This is a genomic window from Maribacter spongiicola (genome assembly GCF_004364165.1).
GTDB lineage: Bacteria > Bacteroidota > Bacteroidia > Flavobacteriales > Flavobacteriaceae > Maribacter > Maribacter spongiicola.
Genome location: NZ_SOAY01000014.1, coordinates 152,177 through 173,194, shown reverse-complemented (window position 1 = coordinate 173,194; position 21,018 = coordinate 152,177). Strand labels below are relative to the sequence as shown.

At 34.7% G+C, this 21,018-nt stretch carries 24 protein-coding genes; 1 reads left to right on the top strand and 23 read right to left on the bottom strand.

What is annotated here, in order from left to right; all coding sequences use genetic code 11:
• Nucleotides 1-12: 12 nt before the first annotated feature.
• From CLV90_RS16745 to CLV90_RS16655, 19 genes are all read right to left on the bottom strand, one after another.
• Nucleotides 13-1,146, bottom strand: a complete 1,134-nt coding sequence (locus CLV90_RS16745) for an amidohydrolase (RefSeq protein ID WP_133688665.1) — start codon at nt 1,144-1,146, stop codon at nt 13-15.
• Between the two features lie 50 nt (nt 1,147-1,196).
• The gene (locus CLV90_RS16740; protein ID WP_133688664.1) at nt 1,197-1,391 is read right to left on the bottom strand and encodes a hypothetical protein; all 195 of its coding nucleotides are present in this window, start codon (nt 1,389-1,391) and stop codon (nt 1,197-1,199) included.
• 93 nt (nt 1,392-1,484) lie between these two features.
• Entirely contained in the window at nt 1,485-2,525 is a 1,041-nt protein-coding gene (locus CLV90_RS16735) for an alkane 1-monooxygenase (protein ID WP_133688663.1), read from the bottom strand.
• Between the two features lie 268 nt (nt 2,526-2,793).
• A complete protein-coding gene (locus tag CLV90_RS16730; RefSeq protein WP_133688662.1) occupies nt 2,794-3,261 on the bottom strand; it encodes a type II secretion system protein GspG in 468 nt (155 codons plus the stop codon).
• Between the two features lie 147 nt (nt 3,262-3,408).
• Nucleotides 3,409-4,185 (bottom strand): DJ-1/PfpI family protein, encoded by a 777-nt coding sequence (locus tag CLV90_RS16725; protein ID WP_208295140.1) that lies wholly within the window; start codon nt 4,183-4,185, stop codon nt 3,409-3,411.
• Between the two features lie 4 nt (nt 4,186-4,189).
• On the bottom strand, nt 4,190-4,693 hold the full coding sequence (locus CLV90_RS16720) for a RidA family protein (protein WP_133688661.1): 504 nt from the start codon (nt 4,691-4,693) through the stop codon (nt 4,190-4,192).
• Between the two features lie 81 nt (nt 4,694-4,774).
• Nucleotides 4,775-5,341 carry a Crp/Fnr family transcriptional regulator gene (locus tag CLV90_RS16715; protein WP_133688660.1) on the bottom strand — a complete coding sequence of 189 codons (567 nt, stop codon included), beginning with the start codon at nt 5,339-5,341 and terminating at the stop codon, nt 4,775-4,777.
• A gap of 68 nt (nt 5,342-5,409) precedes the next feature.
• Nucleotides 5,410-5,646 (bottom strand): DUF3303 domain-containing protein, encoded by a 237-nt coding sequence (locus CLV90_RS16710; RefSeq protein WP_133688659.1) that lies wholly within the window; start codon nt 5,644-5,646, stop codon nt 5,410-5,412.
• 356 nt (nt 5,647-6,002) lie between these two features.
• On the bottom strand, nt 6,003-6,773 hold the full coding sequence (locus tag CLV90_RS16705; protein ID WP_133688658.1) for an MBL fold metallo-hydrolase: 771 nt from the start codon (nt 6,771-6,773) through the stop codon (nt 6,003-6,005).
• 57 nt (nt 6,774-6,830) lie between these two features.
• The gene (locus CLV90_RS16700; RefSeq protein WP_133688657.1) at nt 6,831-7,409 is read right to left on the bottom strand and encodes a Crp/Fnr family transcriptional regulator; all 579 of its coding nucleotides are present in this window, start codon (nt 7,407-7,409) and stop codon (nt 6,831-6,833) included.
• 164 nt (nt 7,410-7,573) lie between these two features.
• Nucleotides 7,574-9,010 carry a sulfatase gene (locus CLV90_RS16695; RefSeq protein ID WP_133688656.1) on the bottom strand — a complete coding sequence of 479 codons (1,437 nt, stop codon included), beginning with the start codon at nt 9,008-9,010 and terminating at the stop codon, nt 7,574-7,576.
• A gap of 272 nt (nt 9,011-9,282) precedes the next feature.
• Nucleotides 9,283-9,711, bottom strand: a complete 429-nt coding sequence (locus CLV90_RS16690) for a VOC family protein (RefSeq protein ID WP_133688655.1) — start codon at nt 9,709-9,711, stop codon at nt 9,283-9,285.
• A gap of 252 nt (nt 9,712-9,963) precedes the next feature.
• The gene (locus tag CLV90_RS16685; protein ID WP_133688654.1) at nt 9,964-10,416 is read right to left on the bottom strand and encodes a PIN domain-containing protein; all 453 of its coding nucleotides are present in this window, start codon (nt 10,414-10,416) and stop codon (nt 9,964-9,966) included.
• Nucleotides 10,416-10,685: a hypothetical protein gene (locus tag CLV90_RS16680; protein ID WP_133688653.1), complete on the bottom strand. Its 270-nt coding sequence runs from the start codon at nt 10,683-10,685 to the stop codon at nt 10,416-10,418. The genes CLV90_RS16685 and CLV90_RS16680 overlap by 1 nt, the downstream gene beginning before the upstream one ends.
• 288 nt (nt 10,686-10,973) lie before the next feature.
• Nucleotides 10,974-11,804, bottom strand: a complete 831-nt coding sequence (locus CLV90_RS16675) for a hypothetical protein (RefSeq protein WP_133688652.1) — start codon at nt 11,802-11,804, stop codon at nt 10,974-10,976.
• A 156-nt stretch (nt 11,805-11,960) separates the two neighbouring features.
• Entirely contained in the window at nt 11,961-12,962 is a 1,002-nt protein-coding gene (locus CLV90_RS16670; RefSeq protein ID WP_279586553.1) for an NADP-dependent oxidoreductase, read from the bottom strand.
• A 64-nt stretch (nt 12,963-13,026) separates the two neighbouring features.
• Complete coding sequence (locus tag CLV90_RS16665; RefSeq protein ID WP_133688651.1) at nt 13,027-13,329, bottom strand: ArsR/SmtB family transcription factor; 303 nt, start codon at nt 13,327-13,329, stop codon at nt 13,027-13,029.
• A 201-nt stretch (nt 13,330-13,530) separates the two neighbouring features.
• On the bottom strand, nt 13,531-14,184 hold the full coding sequence (gene fsa / locus CLV90_RS16660; RefSeq protein ID WP_133688650.1) for a fructose-6-phosphate aldolase: 654 nt from the start codon (nt 14,182-14,184) through the stop codon (nt 13,531-13,533).
• 55 nt (nt 14,185-14,239) lie between these two features.
• Complete coding sequence (locus tag CLV90_RS16655; RefSeq protein ID WP_133688649.1) at nt 14,240-16,270, bottom strand: transketolase family protein; 2,031 nt, start codon at nt 16,268-16,270, stop codon at nt 14,240-14,242.
• Nucleotides 16,271-16,673: 403 nt separating this feature from the next.
• Here CLV90_RS16655 and CLV90_RS16650 point away from each other — a divergent pair, with 403 nt between their 5' ends.
• Complete coding sequence (locus tag CLV90_RS16650) at nt 16,674-17,609, top strand: alpha/beta hydrolase family protein (protein ID WP_133688648.1); 936 nt, start codon at nt 16,674-16,676, stop codon at nt 17,607-17,609.
• A 2-nt stretch (nt 17,610-17,611) separates the two neighbouring features.
• On the opposite strand, the gene CLV90_RS16645 is transcribed toward CLV90_RS16650, so the two are convergent.
• From CLV90_RS16645 to CLV90_RS16630, 4 genes are all read right to left on the bottom strand, one after another.
• The gene (locus CLV90_RS16645) at nt 17,612-18,301 is read right to left on the bottom strand and encodes a VIT1/CCC1 transporter family protein (RefSeq protein ID WP_133688647.1); all 690 of its coding nucleotides are present in this window, start codon (nt 18,299-18,301) and stop codon (nt 17,612-17,614) included.
• A gap of 181 nt (nt 18,302-18,482) precedes the next feature.
• Nucleotides 18,483-19,160 (bottom strand): ribose-5-phosphate isomerase RpiA, encoded by a 678-nt coding sequence (rpiA, locus tag CLV90_RS16640; protein WP_133688646.1) that lies wholly within the window; start codon nt 19,158-19,160, stop codon nt 18,483-18,485.
• 129 nt (nt 19,161-19,289) lie between these two features.
• Nucleotides 19,290-20,162 carry a universal stress protein gene (locus tag CLV90_RS16635; RefSeq protein ID WP_133688645.1) on the bottom strand — a complete coding sequence of 291 codons (873 nt, stop codon included), beginning with the start codon at nt 20,160-20,162 and terminating at the stop codon, nt 19,290-19,292.
• An 80-nt stretch (nt 20,163-20,242) separates the two neighbouring features.
• Nucleotides 20,243-20,932 carry a Crp/Fnr family transcriptional regulator gene (locus CLV90_RS16630; protein WP_133688644.1) on the bottom strand — a complete coding sequence of 230 codons (690 nt, stop codon included), beginning with the start codon at nt 20,930-20,932 and terminating at the stop codon, nt 20,243-20,245.
• Nucleotides 20,933-21,018: the final 86 nt, after the last annotated feature.

Sequence of the window (21,018 nt, the reverse complement as noted above, 5' to 3'; positions counted from 1 at the left end):
TCTTAAAGATACCTATTTTCCTAAAATATCGGCAATTAAACCTTTAAACATTAAAAGCCCCGTATCTATGAGTTCATCGGGAAAATCGTAATCGGAATGATGTAATGCTGGCTGATCTTCCCCTGCTCCTAATCCGAAAATAGCACTTTTATATTTTGACGAAAACCAACCAAAATCCTCTCCGAATTTTAATGACTTTGGATGTTCAACTAATGCAACCTGATTTAGATTCGCTACTTTTTCAATCATAGCAACACACTCGCTATTATTGTCGGAAGCCGGAAAATACTCGAACCAAGCTATTTCTGCTTTTAATTTATGAGTGTTTGAAATTTCACTTACCGCTTGTTTTATTTGATTTTCTAAAGCGGTCATTACTTCACCGCTCCAAGTGCGTATGGTATAATGTAGTTCTGCATTTTCAGGAGAAATTCCGTAATTTTTTTCTCCTAAATCAATACAAATGGGAGTCAACAGCGCAAAGTTTTCATTATTAGCATTTGGGTTCGCAAATATACTTAGTACTTGAATTAATTCTGCAACTGCCATTGCAGGGTTCAATCCATTTTCTGGCTCAGACGCATGCGATTTCTTTCCTGTTAATTGAATTCTGAAGCTTTGTACCGTAGCCGTAAAGAAACCTGATTTTACGATGACAGAATGCATCTTTTCTCCGGGAAGATTATGAAGCGCAAAAACATAATCAGAATCGAGATTTAAAAATCGCTCATCTTCTAAAACTTTAGCAGCTCCTTTTCCTGTTTCTTCTGCCGGTTGAAAAAGTAATACCACTTTTCCTTTATTGAACTCAGCCAATGACAACCATTCAGCTAAACCAGCAACAATTGCCATATGACCGTCATGACCACATTTATGCGATACTCCGTAATTATCAGACTTATGCGCAAATGTATTTTCTTCGATTATTGGCAAGGCATCTAACTCGCAACGAATAACAATAGTTGCACCGTCTTTATCAAATTCATAAACTACCGCTACCCCTGTCCCGCCAATACCGCTAATAATTTCCGTAGGGTTATATTGCTTTACAAATTCAACAATACATTTTGCTGTGTTATACTCATTACCTGAAAGTTCAGGATTTTGATGTAGTTGTTTTCTAAGATGAACCAAGGTTTTATTCATATCATAAATTTAGCTTGATTATCGCTAGGCTAGAAATAACAAACTTCTTTTTAAAACTTAATCTTACCGTTATTTTTCATTTCGTAGACTGCATATAAAATGAGACCAACAGAGCATAGCCCCATACCCAACGGTGATAAAAAACCATTGTTCATACTAGCATTGGTCAGCTCTATAATTACTACTGCTATTAGTGTTAAAAGCCCAAGAATACTTACCGTTAATGAAATGTTTTTAATGTTCATTTTTTATCTTTTTTTTAGAACTAACCTATATGAGATTAGTAGTTATCATTGTTATAGAAAATATCAACTTACAAACGTTTGGCATATCAACTATTAGACTATCATATCTTTAGGTACCCGCTTATTCATGATTGCAAACCATAATGGCGGACATAAAGAGAGTACCATAGATGTGGGATACCCATATGCCATTTGCGGACTCTCATCGTGGCAATCTAATATTTGATATTTTTTTGAAGATTTATAATGGTGATCACTGTGTCTGGTCAACTCATACAAAACAATTCGCCCTACTACGTGATTGGAGTTCCAAGAGTGCATTTCGCGAACACGCTCATATCGACCAGATTTGGTTTTATGTCGCAATAAACCATAATGTTCGATATAGTTTACAGTTTCAAGCATAATGAAACCAACGATACCTGATAACAGTCCAAACAGTAGCACTTTTGGCCCGAAGAAAAATAATATAGCCCCTAAGTACATCATCTGGAAAAAAGTATACCAAAGCATATCGTTTTTAAAGGATAATAAACCTTGGTTATTACTCTTCAACAGTCTTTTCTGAATTTTCCAGGCATTAAAGTATTGCCGAATACTTGAAGTAAACCAAAAAGAATACACACTTTGATTGTATCTGGCAGTAGCTGGATCTTCAGGTGTTGCAGCATGTAAATGATGACCGAAATTATGTTCAATATAAAAATGCATGTAGTAACTAGGTAATAGCAAAGCCTTACCAATAAAACGCTCGTTGGTACTTTGTCGATGACCAAGTTCGTGAGCTACATTTATTCCGTTAGTACCTAGAACTATGCCTACTGAAAAAATTAAACCTAAAAATTCATATGTAGCAAGATTTTGCGTATTCACAGTGTAAAAACTCCATAGTAACAACCCAACAATAACCGGTAAATTGAGATACAGAAGCCAATCAAAAACTTTTCGTTTTAGTTTATCTTCTACTTCAGCTTCATTTAAATTGGAAGTTTCTACAGGAAGTAAAAGCTCTAAAATGGGAATTATTACAAATGCATAAAAAGGCGTAAGAAAGGTAAAAATACCTTTAAAGTATAAACCTATAAAGGCAACTAAGGGCAAAGAAAATGCAGCTAGATATTTCAAGTCTTTCATTGGGTAACAGTGGTTTAATTTATTTGAAAAGCTATAAATGAATTGTCATTTTCTAATCTGTAATAAACTAAATGACAGCTGACTAAAGCTAAGCAATTTACTTTGATATATTAAATTTATTGATGCAAGCCATACTTTTAAGATTTTGATGGCATTGTATTATATGAAAAGACAGATATATTTAAAAAGCTCTGAAGTTTTATCTTCATTTAAAAAGTCCGTTTTCTGTACTTAGTCTAAAATTCATAGGTAATTTTTCTTGTACCGTTTAATTTGAATTGATATCATCTTCAGTTCCAAATTTTCCATCAGAACCAGCAGATATAATTAAATACCTCTTACCATCATTCGTTATTTCAAACTTGTATGCCCGATTCCATGCATCTGTTTGCCATTCTTGCCTTATTGGACTATTTCCAATTAACTCATTTAGGTCTACTGGATAAACAGCAAATTTCTCATACCAATTTTCCATTCTATCGCTCATTTCAAAAATCTCATTTTTTGTCTTTTCAGGATAAATGGATCTACTTTGATAGGTAAAAAAAAGAAAGGAACTTATACATGTGATTACTAAGATGATAATAATAACTAACATACTTGGTTGCATAAATATTTTTTGTATCGGTCTTTTTATTCCGTCATCTTTTTCCTTTTTACCGATTCGCTTTCGATGTTTATAATCTTCACGTAGTAACCCAAACTCTACTAAAGTTGAAACTATAAATTCTATCATTTAATTCGTTTCTAGAATATGCTATAAAAATGCTGTTTACCTACACTCAATTGCTACCTTCACTAATATAAAACAAAAAACCATCACTTTTCTGTGATGGTTTTAAACTAAATAAGCTAAGCAATTATCTAGTAATGATACATAGATTTAATATTCATTTAAAGTTTGCAAATAAAGTGCATTAAATCTACTACTCGAAAAAGGATTTTGACTGGTTACCAAATTCCTATCCTTTACTGCGAAATTTGCTTTCGGCAAACCACTTCTATATTTCAAACCTAGTTTCTTTAACTGTTTGGCTATTTTTCTATTCTTCGGTTTGCCTTTCATTATAAATTTTTCAATAACAAATTCTTCTAATGGAGAAACGGAATTGACTTTGTAGCCAATGTATGGATTATCAACCTTAGGAATAGTAAGTAGTAAGCTTGGAGCATGACAAATGAGTCCCGTAGGTTTATTGTCTTTTGCAAATTTCATTAACAAAGTTGGTATATGTTCATTATACATTAAGTCCATCATCAATCCTTGTCCACCAGGAATGACCAATCCAATATAATCACCTGCGTTTTCAATTGCTTTTTCAAGGTTTATAGGGCTTTTAAAAGCACTATCACTTTTAACAAACGCTAACGCTTCACTCTTGACTTCTATCTGGTTCTTCCAGTATTTCTCGTCTATACTTTCTTCATCAATCGTAGAAATGAGTCCGTTAGGTGTTGCAAACTCTACCTTATATCCATGCGCAACTACAGATTTATAAGCCAGGTAAAACTCATTTAAGAATACGCCTGTTTGTCGCAGTTTTTGTCCGTCATTAAGTTTTAAGGTATCTGCCGCACTTAGAACAAATAATACTTTTTTGTGTTGTGATGAAAGTGTTATACTTACCATAAAAAACGTAATCAAGATTAGTGTTTTCATAATTCTACTTAGCTGCAATAATTTCAATTTCTATTAAACAATTAGGGGCTGTAGCGAGAAGTGGCACCGGCACTATGGTACTCGCCGGAAAATTTTTCACCCTCCATTCTTTAGACGCAACTTCAATTAGTATTTCTTTTTTCTCTGGTGTAAAATCTACAATATAAACTGTTTGTTTTACTACATCATTTAATGATAACCCTGCCGCATCAAGAGCAGTTTTTACATTAGCTACTGTCTTTTTCACTTGTTCTTTAAAGTCTTCGGAAACTAATTTACCGTTAGTGTCAGAAGCCCATTGACCTGAAAAATAATAGTGTTCATTTCCTTGGGGAATTTTTACAATATGTGAAAATCCATTTTGTCGCGGATTGAACAATTGATCAGGATTAATAAAACTGATTGCTTTCTTTGTCATCGTATTCGTTTTTTGAGTGGTTACATTTTCTGATTCTGTACACGCCAACAAAACTGTTAGCAATACAATAGAAATTATTCTTTGTGTCATATTTAATAATTAAATGATGAGACAAAGTAAGTATACCCTTTACTGGAATACATTTACATATGTAAAGAAATCAAGCCTAAGTTATTTCTGACTTCTAATACGGCTAAGTTGTGTTGGGGTAATACCAAGGTAAGATGCGATATGGTATTGAGGAATTAATTGTTCTAATTGAGGATATTCTTTTTGAAATATTGCATATCGTTTATTGGCATCTAATAGTACTATTTCTACTTCACGTTTTTCTTTGTCTACAAAATAACCTTCAGCCATCTTTCTTAAAAGCCTTTCCAAATCTTGGTGCTGATTCAACAGTGCAGTTATTTTTGAGTACTCACCAATGAGCAATTCACAATCTGTAAGTGCTTGTTGATTTATAGTATTTGGTTGCTGACTTACCAATGAAGAATAACCCCCAACCATATTATTTTCAACAAAGAAGTGTTTATTGTATTCTGAGCCTTCATTATTTCGATAAAAGGCTCTAATTACCCCTTTTCTAAGAAAACCCACTTTTGTAGCAATATCACCACTTTCAACAAAATAGTCTCCTTTTTTTAATGAGTATTCCCTAAAAATACTTTTCACCGTAAGCCAGGTAGACTCTTCAATGGCTGAAATGGTGTTAAAATAGGTGTGTAATGCTTTCAAATTTTATGTTTTCAAAAATAATAATTAAACGATTTTACACGGTTTACTTCAGCATTCTTTAAAAGGCTTCAATCTATTGGGAAAATTTCAAAATCGGTATATTCTTTCCATTTATTAGTCCACTCATCAAACAATTCAGGTGTATTTGTTTCCATAAGTTGAAAACAAATACTTTCTTCTTTATTAACCCAAGAATTTAAATAGTAAAGTCCCTCAGGAAGCATTCTTCCTTTCTTATTCCATAATTCATTGTTTTTCTCCAAACAATTAGGTTTAAACTTTTCTACAACCATGTATTTTCTCATTCCTCTCTATGCTTAAAGATCTGCCTATAATAATGTGAGATAACAAGTTACTATATTCATCTTATATGCCAACTAATATAAAATAAAAAAACCATCACTTTTCAGTGATGATTTTCTATATCAATAGCATAAATCTTACGGTTTGGTTTTCTTTTTGGTAATCTGCCTAAAACTTCTCTAAACCGCTGTCTTTTAATGAACTTACGTTTCTGTATTGCCTAGTTAAATAACAGATAAACTGAATAAAAAAAAGCTCAAGAATCTGTTTTTTGAATCTATGAGGCTAGAATAATATTGTCTCAGATCAAAGAAGAATTTGTTTGTTTATTACCTCAGTTCTTTATTGGCTACTGGCTTTAACCAATTACAATTGTTTCTCCATCATTCGGAATTCTTGTTTTTTCCAATAGCCCTTGTCTTTCAAGCTCATTTGCTAATTGCGTTCTTGTAGTCGGACAATGATTAACAGCTTCCAAATGATTTGCTATAACAGTTCCTGTGGCGTTTTTGGTAAATTTTATAATATCGTCCATTGTCATTAATAATGGCTTAAAAATATCTAACTGTGCTGTTCCGCAAGCAACAACATTAACCTCTGGTTTGTATTGCTTTAAAACTTTATCTACATTATCTGTGTAAATAGTGTCAGCGCTTAAATAAATGGTTTTTTCATTTGGAATTTGTATATAGAAACCCATTACATTTCCCATTGGTTTAGCTACAAAACCGTAACCGTGCTTTGCTGGTATACCTGTTATACTTCCATCTAAAAATTTGGATTCTTCCCAATAATTTACTGTGTTAACAACATTTAAACCTCGTTTTTTAAGTGTTTTTTTGTCTTTAGTACTACAAGTAATTGGTGTGTTATTTGATTTTAAAAATTTCTCTGCTTTTTTGTCTAAATGGTCAGGATGTAAATGAGTAATAAGACAATGTGTTGTTTTATTTACTATATCCATAGCATTAGCAGGTAAATCAAGAATTGGATTTCTTTTTGGTTTAAATCTAAAAAGAGTAAAAGTTGGTCCAGCAGTTCCTTTTTTTCCTAACATTGGGTCAACTAAAATAAATTGGTCCTTAATTTCTATAACCATTGTGGCATTTCGTAAGTGATGTATTTTCATAATTTTGTTTTAAGATTCAAAATTAGAATGTCATAGTATGCTATTCATTGATTTGAATCAAGAAATACGTTTACGGATTCGGCTTAAAGTTTCGGGTGTAATATTTAAGTAAGAAGCAATATGATATTGTGGGATTTTTTCGAGCCAATTTGGTCTGTAAATGAAAAGTTCATTGTAAAGTTCTTCTGGACTTTTGGTTATCCTGTTGTATTCGAAAAGTTCCTTGTTTCTTAACAATCGTTGAAATGATAAATCTATAAAGGATTTTCCACAGTCGTACTCATTTAGCAGTTTTCTAAAGGAACTTTTGTCGATTGCAAGAAGTTCAACATCAGTTAAAGCCTCTTGATATTTTTTCGTTGCAGAATTGGCGTTAAAAGATGTTAAATCCGTAATAAATTGAGGTTCGGTATAGAAGTTAATGTTGGTCTCTTTATCTGAAGTTGCGTAATATTCTCTTATTACACCTTTATTCAAAAACCTTAATTTTTTTTCTTCTGTTCCTGCGTTAAGAATTTGCGTTCCTTTTTTTCTATTTTCTAATGTGAATAACGAAAGTAACTTCCGTAAGCCATCTTTATTTAACGGATATTCGGTTTCAAAAAATGATGATATTTCTTTTAGCTCGATGTTCATTTAGCATACCATTATTGTTGGTAACGGTCTAGTATAAGAATAGTAGCGGATTTTCACGCACTAACTTTTCCGTTAAACACAGACCTTTTTTATATTTCATTACATTCAATTTGGCGATAAAACCGCTATTATTTTTATACATTGTTGTGTGGCGTTGTTATATATTACTTTAATTTAGCTTTTAACGCATACTTTAACTCTTCAACTAAATTAGGATGACTATCCGCTATATTTTTGGTTTCCTTATCAGCAGTAGTATGGTCATATAACTCTACAAAACCATCCTGATGAAGTGTCATTCTATGCGTTGATGTTCTAATGGTTGAAGCTTTATTTGTGTATGCTATGGAAGTATGACCAGAGGTGCTAGGATTTTCTAATATGTTTTTCAGCGATTCACCATGGGTATATTGAGGAATTTCAATGCCTGTTAAATCGCATAGGGTAGGAAAGATATCTAGTGTTTCCACAATGGCATCTGTGTTAAATCCTTGATGCTTCATTTTAGGAAAGTAAATTATTAAAGGTGCATGTAAGGATTCTTCGAACAAACTATGCTTCCCCCAAATTGCGTGTTCTCCCAAGTGCCAACCATGGTCACCCCAAAGTACAACGATAGTGTTTTTATCTGCTCCAGTTCTTTTCAACTCTGCAAGGATTTTACCTACTTGAGCATCTGCATAACTAACACTTGCAGCATAATGACGACGTACTTCATTAGCAAAATCAATATCTTTGTTAGGATTTTTACCCCAATGATTATATTTCATAAACTCATTAGACCCATGCCATGTGGTTTTCCCTGTTGGTTTTTGAGGGTGTTTTATTTCTGGAAGCTCAATTCTATCGTATTTGTCATAATAAGATTTTGGTGCTCCAAAAGGTAGGTGAGGTTTTATAATTCCAAAGGCAAGAAAAAAAGGTTTTTCGTTTTTGGTAGCAAGTTTTCTTAGTTGTTTCACAGCTTCATCTGTAATAACACCATCGGGATAGATATTATCGTCTCCTTCTGCAGATTGAAAAACATCCATATCATTTGATTTTATTCGAATCTCTCCATTCGCTAGTCCGTGCATCATTCCGCGCGGATGTTCCCATTCGCCTACTGGCATAAGATTTTTATCCCAAGCATTTGGCATTTCAATTTTTGTACTATCATTCCAATTCTTGCCACCTCTCCCCCCTGGGTGATGAGAAACTTTACCAACTGAAACTGTTGTATAACCATTTTTTTTAAACCACTCAGGCATACTTTTATCTATTCCCTGAGTGTCTTTGTTTATTTTCCTTGCTCTACGAAAAAGGGCGTCGTTTGTTGCTGGACCAAACTTACCTGTTAACAAGGTATATCTGGACGGTCCACAGCTAGGAGCATTGACGAAATGTTTCTGAAATGTCATTCCCTTTGTGGCTAATGAGTCAATGTTTGGTGAACTAATATATTTTTTTCCAAAGCTTTTCAATTCTGGACGAAGGTCGTCTATACAAATTAGTAGAACATTAAGTTTTTCAGATTCTTGTACATTTTCACAACTCATGATGATAAAAAAAGATAACACAGTAATAAAAGACGGTATTGTTTTTCCAACTCTAATATTCATATATATTTTTTTCATTAGTTATTCACTTCGCTAATGCCACACAACGCTTGAGCTAAGCGCAGTGCGGAGGCAAGGAAACTTTTCGTTTCCGTCTGCGCACGAAGCTAAAGCTTATTGTTTAGTTTTATTTTTTCTTGTCCAAAGCTAAATCCATAAGATTTAGCGACATTATAAATATACATAGACCTTGGCTTTAAACCCTAAAGTCCGCATTACGTTTAGGTTTTGTTGGCAGTAGTTATTTTATATTTCGATAGTTTTCTTATAGTTGGTTATTCAGTAAGTACAAATTGCCACGATATACCATATTTGTCTTGGCACCATCCGAACTTCTTGCCGAATCCGTAATCTCCATCACCTTTGTAGCTGTCTAAAGGAACCATCACCTGACCACCATTTGAAGAAAGCTTTTCGAAAAGTGTTCGTATCAAATCATCAGAATTGTCACATATAAAAAGTGAAACTGCAGGTGTAAATGACCAAGCGTGATTATAATTACTTTCAGAAACCATATAATCAGTTCCATTTAATGTAAATACTCCATATTTAATAAGCTCAGGTGTACCTCCTGCTTCTCCTTCCGAGTATTTTTTTATGCTTTTAATTTCCGAATTCGGAAAGATGGAAGTGTAAAAGCTTATCGCTTCCACAGCCTTTCCACATTGGTCGCCTACAAATGTTAGAAATGTTGTTGTTGTCATACTTATTTATTCAAGTCTCAATAATGGTTATGTTCAACTTTGTCTAATTACTGCCAACGTTTGGGCTATGAAACGTAGCGTGCAAAAAAGCACGAACCTTTCGGAATATCGCTTAGCTAAATTTACAATTTTCGCTTTAACTTTTTTCTTTTAAATCGTCAAATTGTAAATTTGGCGGTTTTGGAAAATACTGACGAACCTCTCGGAAAGCCCGAATTAGCTATGTTTTATAGGCTTTGTTGTGTGCAGTTTTTATATTCTTTCATTTCTATTTTTTACTAAATCAAAAACAGTTACTCCACTTGCAATTGCATAATCCGAAAGTTTTGAGTCAGAGGTAATAAGTAATTCACATTCTTTAGAATATTCTAATAACAAGGAGTCTGTTAAACCTAAATCAAGGAAACCAATACTTTCAATCGCTGTTTTAGATTCTAAAAATTTTTCGGTTGTAATTTTTATTGTTTTAGTAATTTCTTCGATATATCTTTCTTTATGACCGCGATTAAAGTTGTTTAAAAGGTTGTCTACCTCAGTCCAAACATTCGGAATTACAACTAACTTTTCGATATCTCCGATAAAAGATAATAAATCATTAAAATCTTGCTCTTCGTAAATTGAAGTCCGTTTATGTTTCTGAATTAGTTTAGGGTCAATAAGTCCAACTAACAAAATTATTAATGAATTAGTGTCAATCAGTTTCATTAATTTTCCCACATAAAAAATCCAACAACATTTTTATTTTCATCTATTTTTAGTTTTTTGTAAATCCGATGATACTTGAATTCCGATGTAATGGCTGCTAATGGTGAATTTTTTGGATTAGTATTTTCAACTAGATAGGAAACTACTATTTCCCAGCATTTTTCATCTTTAAAAAATTCCGCTTGTTCTAATCGAAAATCAGGATTACTAAGAGTTGTCATATCCGTTAATTCCGATTTTGCAATATTCAATAGTTCTTTTAAATTCATATTCTCTTATTTCTGACTAACAGTTAAATCTAGTATAATTTTCTTACATAAAATTTGATATAGTTTCTTGATTCAGGAAATTGCACACAACGTCTCGGCTATGATTAGTGCGGGGCGGAAATCCAGCGGATTTCCTGTCTCGCGCTAAGCAAAAGCTTTTGGTTTTGTTTTTTCTTTTTTTTGTTCAAATGCAAAATCCCAAAGATTTTGCGACTTTATAAATATACACAGACCTTGGCGTAAAGACCGAAGTCCGCATTAATTATAGCCATTGTTACCAACAGTATTTTATTCGCGCTGTTTTTTCTTTTTACGCTCTTCTTTGCGTTTCGCTTTTGCCTCTTTTTTCAAGTCCTTTTCCGCATGAATCCACGTCCATTCTGTTCCACCTTTGAATGGAGTTGAAAAACTTTCTTTATTATCGATAACAATTTTTGTAAAGTACGGTTGGTAATACCAAGCGAAGAAAACACTCCCCAAAGATGGTTTTTCCAATTCCCGATAATTAATCCAAATTTCTCTTGGCGGGTCTGTTTTGAAACCTCTAAAGTTACCTTGATAATAACTCTGGTCATTTACAATTTGATTTTCAGGGGTAATTTCGTAAATAAATTCTCCACCGTAAATTGCTGTTCCGTCTGGCTGGAAAGCAGGTAATATGTAAACATTGAAATTCCCTTTTTCATTTTTTCTAATGTAGTTGTTGAACCTAAGTCCGGATGAATCTCTTATTCCTTTCGATTGCTCAAAAGCTTTGTTAAGAGCCTTAGCATGAGAATTCAAAAACTCTGAATTAATTTTTTTTGTTGATTCTTTGACATCAGAACTTGATTTTACGATAAAATGAAAAACTTGGTCGTAAACTCCATTTTCATATTTTCCATAAACAGAATGCCACGTCTGAGTTGAATCTTGGAAGCAAAACCACTCTTTTCCGATTCGGTTAATTCTTGACTTGTCCTTGGTCATGAGTGAATCTGTAGACCACCAAGCAGCTAAATCATAATCAACTAACCATTCTGCAATTGCTGTCTTTTCATTAAAGTCCTTTATATCGAATCTTTGCGCCTGAATCGTGAAAATGGTTAAAAACGCAACTAGGAAGAAATGTTTTTTCATATTGTTGGTAACGTGTTCGTGTATGGTTTCGTTGCGTGTTTAAGCACTAAAGTTAGCAAATAAATCACAGATAGAAAGTCCGCGAGGACTTTCGTAAGTAGGCTATAACTAGCAATGAATTATACACATTGTTGGCAACTGGCTTTATTCAAATCATTAAACCTTTACAATCATTTTACCAGTGTTTTCGCCATCAAATAGTCCTGAAAGTGCTTTCGGAAGCTTTTCAAAACCTTGAATTATAGTTTCTTTATATTTAATTTTTCCATCTTTAACCCAAGATCCCATCTCTGAAATCATTTCAGGCATTCTATCATTATAATCTCTGGCTAATATTCCTTGAATTGTTATTCTTTTATAAAGAACTTTGTGTAAAAATCTTGGTCCCATTTCAGGCTTATCTAAAGCGTGATTGTATTGTGATATCTGTCCGCAAACCAGTATTCGAGCACCAACGTTTACGACATCGATAACAGCATCGGTAATAACTCCACCAACATTATCGTAGTATATATCAACTCCTTCTGGACAGGCTGTTTTTAATGCCTTTACCATCGACTCTTGTGTCTTATTTTCTTTATAGTTTATTGTAGCATCCACATCAAGTTCTTGCTCTAAAAAGTTCATTTTTTCTTGAGAACCTGCAATGCCAATAACACGACATCCTTTGAGTTTTGCTATTTGTACCACAGTAGAACCTACTGCTCCAGCAGCACCAGATACAACTACTGTTTCTCCTGTTTTTATTTTTCCAGCTTCAATAATTCCAAAATAGGCAACTCTAGCTGGCATACCTAAAATACCTAACGATGTTGAAACAGTTGCTATTTTGGTATCTAGCAAACGCACTTCGGTATCTTTTACAATCGCATATTGTTGCCAACCCGTATAACAATTTACCCAATCGCCAATCTTTAAAGTATCAGAATTTGATGCTATAATTTCTCCAGCCATTCCAGAACCTTGAACCACGCCTAAAGGATGTGGAACTTCCCAAGAATTTAGTGCAGATTGCTGAATCCGCATATAAGGGTCTACGCTGATATATTTTGCTTTAACTACAATTTCTCCTTTTTTCAAGTTTGTTGTATTTAGTTCTTCAATATGTAAGGTATAGTTTTCTTCGCTTACTTGTCCTGAAGGTCGCTTGCTATAAATCCATTATTTGTTTTTAAATATCATATTTATAATTCGGTATTTATCGATTTATTATTATAAAAAATTATAATTCCATTGTTATTTTGGAAACATAACGATTAATTGTGTTCTCGTTGCGTTTATAATAAGTCCATTTTCCGTGTCTTGTAGGTATTACTAAATCTACATTTTGCATTAATGAGAGGTAGTGGGAAATGGTTGATTGTGACAATCCCATTTTTTTTCTAATATGTTGTACGCATACACCATCATTGAAATGTCCTAAATCTTGATGTGGTTCAAAGTGCTTTTCAGGTTCTTTTAACCACTGTAATATCTCCAATCTTGTTTTGTTAGAGAGAGCTTTATTTATTTCCAAAATATCCATTGTGCAAATATAAAAAATACATCGAATTTATTCGATGTATAAAATAGTTAAATTTATAGTTCGGATTTTTTTCAGCTTGTTGCCAACAATTGTATAAAGTAACAAGTTACTTTATATCTTTTATATGCCAACTAATATAAAACAAAAAAAACCATCACTTTTCAGTGATGGCTTCTATATAATTAGACTAAATCTAACGACTTAGTTTCCTTTATTATAATCAGCTAAGAATTTCTCTAAACCGCTATCAGTTAATGGGTGCTTTAAAAGTCCGACAATTGAACTTAAGCCACCAGTCATAACATCGGCACCAATTTTAGCACAGTCGATAATATGCATTACGTGACGTACAGATGCTGCAAGAATTTGAGTTTCATAACCGTAGTTATCATAAATCAAACGAATATCAGCGATCAATCCTAATCCGTCAGTTGAGATATCATCTAAACGACCGATGAAAGGCGATACGTACGTTGCACCTGCTTTTGCAGCCAATAATGCTTGACCAGAAGAGAATACCAATGTACAGTTTGTTCTGTAACCTTTATCAGAGAAATACTTAATTGCTTTTACACCTTCTTTGATCATAGGTACTTTAATTACGATCTGCGGGCTAATTTTAACCAACTTCTCGCCTTCTGCGATCATACCTTCATAATCGGTAGAAATAACCTCAGCACTAACGTCACCTTCAACTACATCACATATTTTCTTGTAATGTGCCAAAATGTTGTCTGCACCTTTAATTCCTTCTTTTGCCATTAAAGACGGGTTCGTTGTAACACCATCTAAAATACCCATATCTTGAGCTTCTTTGATCTCGTCTAAATTTGCTGTATCTATAAAAAATTTCATCTTTTTCTAATTTTAAATTTATAATGTATGTCTTTGGGCTAGCCCTAAAGATTATTTATTTTAAAAAATCTACTACTTGTTGGTATACTTGATCTCCGGTGAACCCGAATTTTTCATCAAGTACGTTTGCTGGTGCAGAGTAACCAAAGTGCTCTAAACCGAACACTTTACCGTTAGCTCCTGCCAGACCTTCCAAGTTTACTGGTAAACCAGCTGTAAGTCCGAAAACTGGTTTGTTCGGCGGAATTACTTTTTCCTGGTATGCTTCAGATTGCTGTCTGAACAAACCTTCTGAAGGAATAGAAGCAATATTCACTTTTAACCCTTCTTTTTCTTCCAACAATTTTGTTGCAGCTACCAAAGTAGATACCTCAGAACCATTAGCGATTAAGATTACATCTGGATCTGCTACTTCTTGTACTAAGTATCCTCCTTTTTCTGCTCCTAATGCTTCCTCGTAACGGTTACCACTTTTTGCAGGTACGTCCCCAATTCCTTGTCTTGATAAAATAAGACCTGTTGGTGTCTTTTGATTTTCAATAGCCATTTTCCAAGCTACATTTGTTTCTTGAGAATCTGCAGGTCGCAATGCTACGAAGCTTTGCTCGTGGCTATGGTTCTTTAATTTCTCTAACAAACGTATTTGTGCTTCTTGCTCAATTGGTTGGTGTGTTGGTCCGTCCTCACCTACTCTAAAGGCATCATGTGTCCAAACAAACTTCACCGGTAATTCTTGAATACAGCTTAAACGAATAGCTGGTTTCATATAATCAGAGAATACAAAGAATGTTGCTACTACCGCCATTACCCCACCGTGAAGCGCGATACCGTTTGCCATAGTTGCCATTGTTAATTCTGCTACACCTGCTTGTAAGAATGCCCCAGAGAAATCACCTTTCTTTAAAATGTGTGTTTTCTTTAAGAATCCGTCTGTTTTATCACTGTTAGATAAATCGGCAGATGATACGATCATATTCTCTACATTCTGTGCTAAGTAAGCTAAAACGTTAGAGGATGCTGCACGTGTTGCCTGACCTTCTTTCTGAGCTACAGAACTGAAATCTAAGTCTGGTAATTTACCTTCTAAGAAACCGTCTAATTTTGCAGATAGCTCAGCATTCTCTGAACGCCATGCATCAATCTCTCTTTTCTTAGCTTGAGCCTCGTCTTTCTTTTTATTGATAATACCTTCGTAGTACTCCTCTACTTTTGAATAGATATCAAAAGGGTTCGCTACGTCTGCACCTAAGTTTAATAAGGTCTTTTCATAATCTGCACCTGTATCCCCAATTGGCTTACCGTGTAGTTCTGTATAACCCTCGTATGGAGTGCCATCTGCAGTTACACAACCTTTACCCATTATCGTTTGACCGATAATCAACGTTGGCTTATCTGTTTCTGCATTGCCATCTGTTAACGCCTTTCTAATTTGATCATGATCATGGCCGTCGATAGTTACGACTTTCCATCCCCATGCTTCATATTTCTTCGCTGTATCTTCTGAAGTTACCTCATCGGTTTTAGATGATAACTGTACGTCGTTAGAATCATAGAACATGATAAAGTTGCTTAAGCCTAAGTGACCTGCAATTCTACCTGCACCTTGAGAAATTTCTTCTTGTACACCTCCATCAGAAATAAAGCCATAAATTTTATGGTTCATCCAATCTCCAAAACGTGCCTTCAAAAAGTTGGCCGCTACTGCAGCACCAACACCCATAGTATGTCCTTGACCTAATGGTCCAGATGTATTTTCGATTCCTCTTGCAACATCAACCTCTGGGTGCCCCGGTGTTACCGATCCCCATTGTCTAAAATTAGCTATATCGTCTTTTGCATAGTTACCCAATAAGTAATACTGAGCGTACATTAAAGTAGATAAGTGCCCAGCATCCATGAAAAAACGGTCACGAAACGGCCACTTCATATCAGAAGGATCGTAGTTGAAAAATTCAGAATATAAAATGTGCATGTAGTCTGCGCCTCCCATTGGCCCACCTGGGTGTCCAGAGTTTGCCTTTTCTACCATCGCTACAGCTAATGCCCTTATATTATCGGCTGCTAATTGATCTAGTTCGTTGTTCATTATATTATTAGATTATTTTTCAGGTTCGTGTTTATTTTATGATCTACTAAAATCTCCCCCAAAGATACTTTATATAAGGCGCTAATTAAAATATTTCGACCAACATAATTCTATAGAATTCAAGTCATAAGCGCTCATACGCCACTATTTTACGTTTATATTGTTGCGAAAGGGTTTTCGAAAACATTCTTTGAATCATTTTTAAACCCAATTCACCTTTAATTACTATAAATAAGATACTTACGCTGTACATTTGCACGCTTAATGCCTTTTTATAGCAAATGTATTTATGTTTGTTTTTTATCGGATTCAAACTTTTATAAAACTAACAACCTTTGTTATGTAACGTTTTAATGGTATTCTGTTTACTTCGGATGCTCCCCTAAACACTATAATTTTATTTATGACCTCAAAAACAACATTGCATATATTTAGTTACTTCATCATATTATTTGGTTTCATTTCTACCATTAGCCCTGCATTTGCTCAAAGTTTGAACTCCACACCGGATGCCGTACAAATGAAAACCTATAACTATGCCGACACCCTACAACTCGATTTTTATAGCATTCCGTCTAATGACATGCAACTAAAACCCACAGTTGTTTTAGTGCATGGTGGTGGCTTTACTGCGGGTCAACGTAATGGTGGTGATGAAAAAGGACTAAGTAAATACCTGGCGGCTAAAGGGTTTAATGTGGCTTCAATAAATTATAGGCTGTCTCGGAAAGGAAAATCTTTTGGATGCGACTGCCCTACTTCTATAAAAATTGATATCTACGTGGAGGCGGTTGCCGATCTTTCTAAAGCGATTAATTATTTAACGAAAGATTCGTTGCCTTTTAAGACCGACCCGACTAAAATATTCTTAATCGGTAGTAGTGCCGGTGCCGAAACCGTTTTGAACTTTAAATTTATGCGATACGATTATCGTTTTAAAAGACTGCCCTACCCCAATGCCAATATTGCCGGAGTTGTTAGTTTGTCTGGTGCTGTGTTAGATGAAAATTATATTGATGCCAGCAATAAGACGCCTATCCTATTTTTTCACGGAGTTAAAGATTCCGTGGTGCCTTACGATACGAATCCGCATCGTTTTTGTAAGCCTACGGATGTTGGCTATTTACAAATCAACGGACCTAAAGCTATTGCCGAACGGCTTTCTGAGATTGATGGGAGTTACAAAGTGTATTTCAATGAAGAAGGCGGACACGAATGGGCGTCTCTCGGATTTAAATTTCCTGAATTGATTTATGAATTTTTAGCGGATGTACTACGTGGTGATGCTACTATGAAAGATTTTGAATCGATTACCTCACCCATATCTAGTAAAAAATAGCACTACGCCACATTTACCCCGAACAAATGCCCGATCAATGCGGTAATGACCATTGCTACGGTTCCCCAAAAACTAATTCTTAATACGGCTGTCAATATATTTGAGCCTCCTGCTTTGGCAGCAATGGCACCCAACACTGCTAGAAACAGCACTGCAAAACCATATTGCACATATTCCATCTCCTCAAGCGGACCAAAATAAGCAACTATTACCGGAAGCAATCCGCCGAAAACAAAAGATGCACCAGATGACAATGCCGCCAATAACGGATTCGCTTGTGTAATATCATTAATACCCAGCTCATCTCTAGCATGTGCACCCAAGGCATCATGGGCTGTTAATTGTGTAGCAACTTGTAACGCCAAATCTGAATCTAAACCGCGCTCTTCATAAATTAAAGCGAGTTCTTTAAGTTCTTCTTCCGGCATTTCTTCTAGCTCTTTCATTTCGCGAGCTAAATCGGCTTTTTCTAGATCTTCCTGCGAACTTACAGATACATACTCCCCTGCTGCCATTGACAAGGCACCTGCCACCAAACCTGCTACGCCGGCTAAAATAATAGGCTCTCTCGTTGTGCTTGCCGCGGCAACACCGATGACCAAACTTGCTGTTGACAAAATACCATCATTGGCACCAAGCACTGCTGCTCGCAACCAATTACTTCGCGTACCATAATGTTTTTCGTCTTGCATAGTTTGTTCTTTTTTCAACGTCTAAAACCTTTTATGTGTCTTCTTTCGTTTTATATTAATGCTTTAAAACCTTCGAAATAAGCTTTATTTACCCAGCAAAAACCGTTAGTGCCTATAAGTTCTCGATACAATTTTTCTTCATTGCATTTCAAAAATCACTCGAAGTGACATTCGTTTTTTATTATCGTTTCTTTATAACAGCTTCCTCCCCTTTACCTATAATCACTAAATCGGTGGTGGTCAAGAATAATCCGGTTTCTACGATACCTGGTATGGTCTTTAATAGCTGCTCTAAATCTGTTAGCTTTATATCGGTATCCCAAATATCGATATCTATAATATCGTTATTCTCGTCTGTTTTGTAATCGTCAGTACCTCTCATACGCTGTACTGGTGCCAGTTTCATTCCCTCCAATTCTTTAATAATCAATTGCGTTGCAAAGGGTATTGTTTCTATTGGCAGTTTGAACTTACCTAGTTTGGCAACACTTTTAGACGAATCGGCAATAATGATATTCATATCAGAATTATGGGCGACTATCTTTTCACGTAGTAACGCTCCGCCTCCGCCTTTAATCAATTGAAAGTCTTCGTCGACCTCATCGGCACCATCAATGGTAACATCTAATCTTTTTGCTTCTGCAAGGGTAATAACTTGTATACCCAGTTTCTTTGCTAGTTTTTCAGTTTCGTCAGATGTTGCAACTGCTGTAAGCTTTAAGCCTTTCTGTACCATTTCGCCAATAGCTTCGATCATAAAAAATGCAGTTGACCCAGTGCCTAGACCAACGGTCATACCAGATTTTATATATTTTACCGCTTCTAATGCTGCTACTTTTTTCTCGTTTACCGCGCTCACTTTTTGGTTGTATTATGGTTATTTGGCTCTAAAGATATTTAGAAATAATCGATAGCATTCATCAAAGCATTAAGTAATGCCTAAACTTTTGTGATTAAACCTTAATAAACGATTTTCTGAAGGAAGATCTTAATGGCTGATACTGATGTTATTTTCAATTAATTGTAATGATAACATGGGCACATGGCAGCAGAAAATCGATTTACCAACAATATAATCGTTACACAAATTTCTTAAATAGCTATTTGCATTGTTAGACATAACAAGTAACTGGCAATTAGTTTGATCAACATACCTTTTTAAAGTGGTTGTTAAGGAACTTTCGGTATCTAATTTGTAGAAATTATGATAAATAGACCCTAGTTTTTCTGCTATAACCTCATGATTTATCTGTTGTAATTCCGCAATCTGAGGCGTAGCATTTTGCATACTCACAATTTGTACGGTACTATTAAAATAGCGTGCTAATTCTATCACGGGGTTTAATTCATCACTCTTAAATAAATGGCTAAATTCTGATACCACAGAAATGGAATGTAAGTTTTCAAAAACTGCCCTTGGTGGTATGATCAATACCGGACATGCATCGACATGGTTTAATATTCTTACCGTATTTCTACCCAGGAAAATAGATTCATCGTCTGCTCCACCACTGGCGCTCATTATTACAAAATCAATATGCTGTTTTTCTATAACTTCTTTTACCTCATCAACTAGCATTGAGAAACTAGATATCGTTTTATATTTATGAAGCGGATTATGATATTGTTTTTTAATGCGCTGAAAGGTCTTTTTCAGTCCTTTCTCCGAAGCTGTTTGTGCAGAATAATCTTTAGCGGCATCTGTAACTCTCCCCGCCATTAAGCGGTTACTGTGTAATTCTGGAGTGTAGGCATTTAAAAAATGGAATACACATTCAGATTCTGCGAATAATTGCAAGGCATACTGTGTAGCATTCCATGCAGCTAGCGAAAAATCGGTCGGTATTAATATATTTTTCATAAATGAAACACGTCATTTGATGATAAATGTAGTTTCCATACAGAATTGAAACTATGACATTTATCAGAATACTAAAATATTTAAAATCCGTCGGCTAATTCTTGCAACATTTCCTCTTCTACGATTCCAATTTTTTTACCTTCTGTCTTGATCAGTCCTTTTTTCTTAAACTCAGAAATCATACGAATTAAAGACTCCGTTGCCGCACCAACAATATTTGCATAATCATCTCTACTAAGTGTCAATAATAAAAAACCGTTTTCATCTTCTCCATAGTTTTTCTTCAAATAAACAAATGCCTCAGCCAAACGCTGTTTCACTGTTTTTTGAGACATATTTACAATAACGTCATCTGCTTCTTTTAAATCATGCGCCATATGTCGTAATACCTCTAAAGAAAAATAAGGGTTAGTATTTAAGGTATTAGATATTACCTCTTTGGGTATAAAACACACTTCCATATCATTAATAGCAGTAGCACTTAAATTGGTAAAATCTTCAGCAATTACAGAGCGTTGCCCCATAATTTCACCCCTATTGGTCAATTTCACAATCTGCTCTTTACCGTTGCTACTTAACTTAGATAATTTAGAAACGCCTTCTCGTACACAAAATACACCATCAAGCTTTTGTCCCTCAATAAACAGTGCCTCTCCTTTATTAATCTTTTTAGAAATTTTTGAGTCCGCCACCTTTTTTAATTCGTCTTTGCTCAATGCACGGAGCGAATTAAACTGTCGGATAATGCAATTTTCACATCTAGTTTCCATAGCCTCATAAATTATGCTTAGACAAAATTACACAAGCTTAAAATGGTAGTAACTGACAATTATCATGTTTTAAAAACTGTTTCATT